Annotated in this window: 1 protein-coding gene; it reads right to left on the bottom strand. The window is 39.3% G+C overall.

The window, feature by feature from the left end; translation table 11 throughout:
* A partial coding sequence (gene sov / locus WFK35_RS19600; RefSeq protein WP_442892092.1) for a T9SS outer membrane translocon Sov/SprA occupies nt 1-6,122 on the bottom strand: 6,122 nt, incomplete at both ends.

The following is a 6,122-nucleotide window of genomic DNA, read 5'->3' as shown; positions in this document are numbered from 1 at the left end:
TTGAATGCCGTTTTCAGTAAAACAACCGAATTGGAGTATGTTACCAAATCATTCGCAAATGTATAATTCGGATTGGCAACTCCTGTGTTCGGATCTCTGTAATTGAATCCTGTATGGGTAAAGTTGCGGTTGTAATTATGCAATGCGTTGATATCAATCCGAAGATCATTCATAGGTATTATCTGCAAATTGGCTCTTAATTCGCGCGTTGACATCCTCACATAAGGATCTGTCATAAATTGAGAATCACTCACCCATCCGTTTTCCATTACCGTTCTTCTGATGTCCGCCTGAGAGCCAAAAAGGAATCCGATCGTAGGACCTCCCAAAGTCTGTCCGTAACCATACCAGTTCGGAGCAGAAAGCAGCCCCGGAAGAACGGTTCCGTTATTTTCAGAGTAATTAATATCCAACTGCTTCATAGATGTTAATAAATAAGCCATGCTCTGAAGCGGCGTAAGTCTGGATTTAAACTTATATTTTTTATAAGCATATCTTTTCTTCTCCCACTGTTGGGTGTAGGCATTATTTAAAGAATCTATTTCCTGCTTACGTTTCTGTAATTTTGCTGAAATATTTTTGAAATATTTAAACTGTCCGAAGAACTTCGTAAAATCTGCCGTTCCTGTTGCCTGAATAACATTGGTATTCTGCCCTACCGAACCTAAGCTTCCATCCGGACTCGACAGCAATACGGTAGATCTTGCATTCCAGTTGTAGGTAAATCCGTATCCTAATTCTGCATCGATGAAATCCAGATAAGGAAGATACTGGAATGGTAATTTATAATTCAGCTGAACTCTGTGATTGTACAGTACCGGTCTTCCTGCTCTGAAAACATTTCCAAAGATAGAACTGTTGTCCATTGAGTTTACATCTACATTATCATTCAATGTTCTGGTAGCCGAGTTGATTTCCAGTTTTAAAGATTTAGTAAAATTAAATCCTAAACCATACTGCCATCCGAAATAGAAGTTTCTGTTTTTAATAGCAGCAAAGTCATCACCATAATTCCCTGTAAGAATCGCATCGATATTTCTAAACTGCAATTCGTTGTAATTTCTGTCGATTTCAGTTCTGAAAGAGAATCTTGTAGGAATAGGATTAAAGTTAAATTCTTTTACCCACCTTAAATATTTCGTAGACTTCGCGGTATCGCTTATCATTTTATTGAACGGACGGATTACCCAAGGTTTGAATGTGTAGTTGTAATCCACATACCCTCTGAGATATTGTCTGTAATTTTTCTTGGTATAAATATCTCTATAATAATCGTCGTTGTAAACCGCCGTTACCGATACGTTTTCGATATCGTAGAACTTAGGTTTCCTGTTCGGATTCATTCTTTCTTTATGCATATTCACAACACCTATGCTTCTTTGCTGCGTAAAGGTTCTTGCTACTTTTTTAAGCTGTTCCTTGTTAGCTGCTTTCTTAAACTCAACATCCGTATCCAGAGGATTGTACTTCGGATCTTCAATAGTCTGAGAGTAAGAATAATTTACAGGAATTTTAACTCCGCTTTTTTCAGGCAAAAACTTATCTACATTTACGGCTGTATTGATACTGAATGCAGACTGAGTAGACTGATGTCTTTCTGCAGGTTTAGAATCGATGTTTCCAAATCCTACTGAAGTATAAGAAGCACTTGTATTCACGGTTGCAAAGTCTCCAAGGTTGAAGTTTAAGCTGGCGTTTCCTGCATACCCTCCGTCGTTTTCTATTTCGGAAAGACGAATTTCGTTTACCCAAAGAATTCTGTCGATTGCGACAGCTGCGGAAGTTCCTCTTTCAAAACCATTTCTGATCCCTATCATAATGGTCGTGATATTTCCTAAACTTGGTCGACCTTTAATGTAAAGACTTTTAAAAGTATTCCCCGGATCAAAAACCTCATCTTTTAATCTTTGTACAATTTGCGTCGGGTGATTTTTATCTCTTCTTATTTTAGCGTCCACAAAATCCTGAATATTTAAATCCACATCATTTTCCATCGGCCAGATTTCCATAGGTGTTGTAGCGGTAGATGGTGTAACGAAGAGTGAAGATTCATATTCATAATAGTTATCTGTGGCATCACTACCTAAACGGATGAAGAATTTGGTTTCTTTATTAAAACCGAATACTCTTTTACCAGGATCCTGAGCGTGTACAAAAAGTTTCAGCTTCTTGTATCTTCTCATATCCAGAGAAGTATTTTTAAATACCCCTCTCGCTTCAGACGGAGCAAGGGATGTCGCTTTTAAATATAAAGAAGCTTCATTCTGTCTCTGTGCCCCTGCATTACCGCTTAAAATCTGTCTGTCGATTCCCGGAGGCAAAACGTAAGGCGGCTGATTCAGTGCATTTTCTTCAATATTTACACTTCCCACCTCAAAGTTATCGTTATTTGTAGTGAGTGTCCCTTCATCCGTAGCTCCTGAATTTCCCGTATTGGCAATATTTTTAGGATATTTTCTCCAGTCTGATCTCACCAGATCCATCGTTCCGAATCTTAACGTTGAAGTCTGATCGAAACCTGTTAATAATAATCTTGCAAATCTTACATTATTCAAAATAGAAGGGTCTGCATTACCGGCAGTTGTAACATATTTTGATACCGGAATTCTGAATAAATACCATTTTACCTGAGAAGTCTGCCCGTTCTGGAATGATGCCTGAACTGTTTTAACATCTACGATATTATTCTGTCCTAAAGTTAAGCTTCCAGGAGTTAAGCTTACCTCATACTGGTTATAGCTTTCCGTCTGGTCCAAGTTGTAATCTTTATTAATATCTTCCGCATCCGGAGTCTGTGAAGAAACTTCCAAAGAGTTGCTCTGAGAGTTTCCTTCCGGACCTCTGAAATATTTGTATCGCTGAACCAGAGATGACGCCTGAGTTCCTGTGAACTTGTCTGACATATAAAATACAAAATCATCTACTGCAGGGTCGGAAACATTGGTAACAGGATTGATAAATGTATTTCCAAACAATGCTGCTTCCTGATCCGAACTTAAACCGTCATATCCCAAATCCTGAGCCTTTCTGTCTGCTCCTTCACTTGAGAAAGCGTAAAGAATCGGTGGCTGCTTCGGTTGGGTTCCCCAGTTTGATGCCGTAGTTGTAGACGGAGCCGAAGGAGTTGGCAATCCGTTTTCGTACTGCATCTGTCCGTCTTTAAGGATATCTTCAGAAACATTTCCTAAATGCAGTAAAAGTTTTGGATTGGTACCCAAGGTATTTCCGTCTGCGTAAGGATCCATCATCCAGAATTCTACATATTCGATGTTTGAATTTACGAAATTGGAAACGCTGATCGGTCTCATGATTCCCGCCCATCTCTGTGCTGTTGTTTCCGTATTAGGGTTCGAGTTGTAAGGACCTTTTTCTGCAGGATAATACGAAATATCAAAAGTATTGGTATACGTCTGTTCTCCTGCCACAAAATCTCTGTTGTTGAAAATTTCCGAGAACTGTACCCTTCTTGAAGCATGATTGGAAACCGACTGCGGAGTGATTCCTGCGGGAGCTTTTCCTCCTACTCCATAAAATCTAGGATCAATGTTATACCATGATAACAACCCTCTACCGTAACCCTCTGTTCTGTCATTATTTTTTCCGGCTCCTGTAAATAACGGATCAGACTGGTTCTTTTCCGGTTTTGAAGCCAAGCTCCATGCTGTAGGTTCTTTTAATGTAATTTTCGAAGTGGTCTGTTCAAAATCATCAATATAAGACTGGTCGTTAATTCCTTTATTTAAACCGGGAAGTAAATAGGCTGCCTCCATTTTGAAATTCAGATTGGATGGTGCTTCAGTGTTTACAAGAGGGATCTTGTCTGTTAGTCTTGTAAGGAACGGAAGTTTATTGTTGTACATCAAGTTGATTCCTGCCATAGTATTGTTCACGGCTTCCTGACCATAATTTACCTTTTGGGTAAGTGGCGATTCGGAGTAATTTACAACGGTTCCTCCCAAGATAAAGTTTTCATTAAATCTTCTTTCCAGATTCAATCCCATAAATCTCTTTCTCTGGGTATTGAATGTTAACTGGTTCTCCAGTGAAATATTAATTGCCTGTCCGGATTGTTTTACCTGTTCATTGATGATGGTAACTGTTCCTAACATATAATCTACGGTGTAGTCTATCCCTTCGGTAAGCTGAACTCCGTTTGCCGAAACCTTTACCGAACCTTGAGGAACATTAACCGCCCCCAGAGAAATTCCCTGTCCCTGAACACCTTTGTAACGACCTTCAATGGTGTAACGCTGCGCCAGATTGCTTGATGTAGCCACTTGCTTTTGCTGGCTGTAAAGATCCAAGAACACGTACTGAGGATCGTTAGTTCCTATTACATTCTGAATATAACTACCAAAAGGCTGAACTTTGGTGAAGATTACTCTTCCGGTTTCCGGTCTTATGGTAATTCCGTTAACAAAGTCAAAAACACCGTCTCCTGTTGAACTTCCGTTGTTCTGTAAATCTCCGTTAGCGTTTAGTCTGTCCCAGTTTAATAATTTGATTAAAGGAACACTGCTCACCTGCGGATTATTGGCAACCGGAAGATAATTAACCTTACCTCCGGATTGTGGATCTCTGTATAAAACATTCAGGATAAATCCATCCTTATTCACCTGTCCCGCATCTAAAGAATAGATGTTCTTCATCATCAGATTCCACATCGGAGAAGTGGTTTTTACCGTTGTATTCGGCTTCAGAAGTTTTGCCATTAAAACCGTACTTTCTTCAGAGAATTCCCCGACTTTATATACCTGATTGCTTCCATTCACCGTATAGGAGAAGGAAACTGCCAAAAGCTGATTATCATTAAGTTTCTGGTTTAATGAGATATATCCTAACTGTGGCTGTAAGGTATATTCATTAGTATTTAATCTTCTTGCTTTTTTATTAAAGATAAAGTGTTCACCATCCTGATAAACTTCTGTTGTTCCTGTCGCAACCGGAAGATTCTGTACATTGATTGCATTATATGTTGTACTTGCATCTCTTAAACCCGGTAATCCGTTGATTGTGGAATACAGGTTGAAACCCGGCTGGTTATTATCCGGAAGAATTCCCGGAGCATCCCCTAAATCCCTGATTCCGACAATACTTTTCTGGTACTGTAAATTGCTGTTTCCCTGATCCAAAACCCAAACTTCCAATCTTGTAATGCTGATCTTTGAATTGATCTGAGGATAGTTTAATAAAGCTCCGTCATATTTATCCAGAAAATAATGTCCCAAGAAGTAGTGCTGGTTGTCTTCATAATCAATTGCATTTAATTTAAATGTATTCATTACACCACCACCTTGTACCGTAATATTTCTGGCTTCACCCTGCTGTTGGGAAAGCACCACTGTCCCAAAGGTTTTCCCCAGCTGGAACTCTGTTTTAACCCCGAATAAAGATTGAGAACCACGGATCAGGCTGGTTGAAAGCGGCATATTAACGTTACCGAATTCTACTCTTTTAATGATTTTATCTTCTCCTCCTGCACTTGGTTTATCTACATCCTGCAGACCTTTCTGCTGAAGATCTTTCCAGCTTCCTTTAGCCTGCCAGACAAGATTCATTCTGTTTTCAAAAGCAAAACCACTCTGGGTATCGTAATTGGCTTTTAGCTGAAGGTTCTCTCCGACTTTCCCCAATAATCCGAGCTGAATTCTCTGATCGATATCAAATGTAAAACTCTTTCTGTTCTGTGGTAAGATTAATGGATTATCAATCTTCTGATAGAGTCCGGCAAAATCGAAAGAAGCATATCCAGTAGGAATAATTTCAATTTTATTACTTCCGAAAATGGTTTCGAAAAGCCTGTTATTAATTTGCAATGAAGGAATTAAACCTTTTCTCGCTGCATCACTTTTATCTTTTCGGAACATCAGACTATAGCGGTCCGACTTCTCTTTATAGTAAGCTTTCGTCTGAGCCTCCATCATAAACTCCTTGTAATCTTCAGGAGACATCGCAGTCGGCTGTCCGGTTATCGTATTTCCCACCTTAGGATATTCGAAATACATTCCTGTTTTTATATCATAGTAGGCTTCATACTGTGTAGGATCTGCCAACTGATAATCTTTTTTGATAATTGCGGTATCGCTTACTTTTGCTGTAGCCCGCCTCTGCGCAAACGTAAA

The organism is Chryseobacterium sp. VD8 (assembly GCF_037149975.1).
Lineage (GTDB): Bacteria > Bacteroidota > Bacteroidia > Flavobacteriales > Weeksellaceae > Chryseobacterium > Chryseobacterium indicum.
The sequence above is the reverse complement of the archived record's forward strand: the minus strand, read 5'-3'. Positions and strand labels throughout refer to the sequence as shown.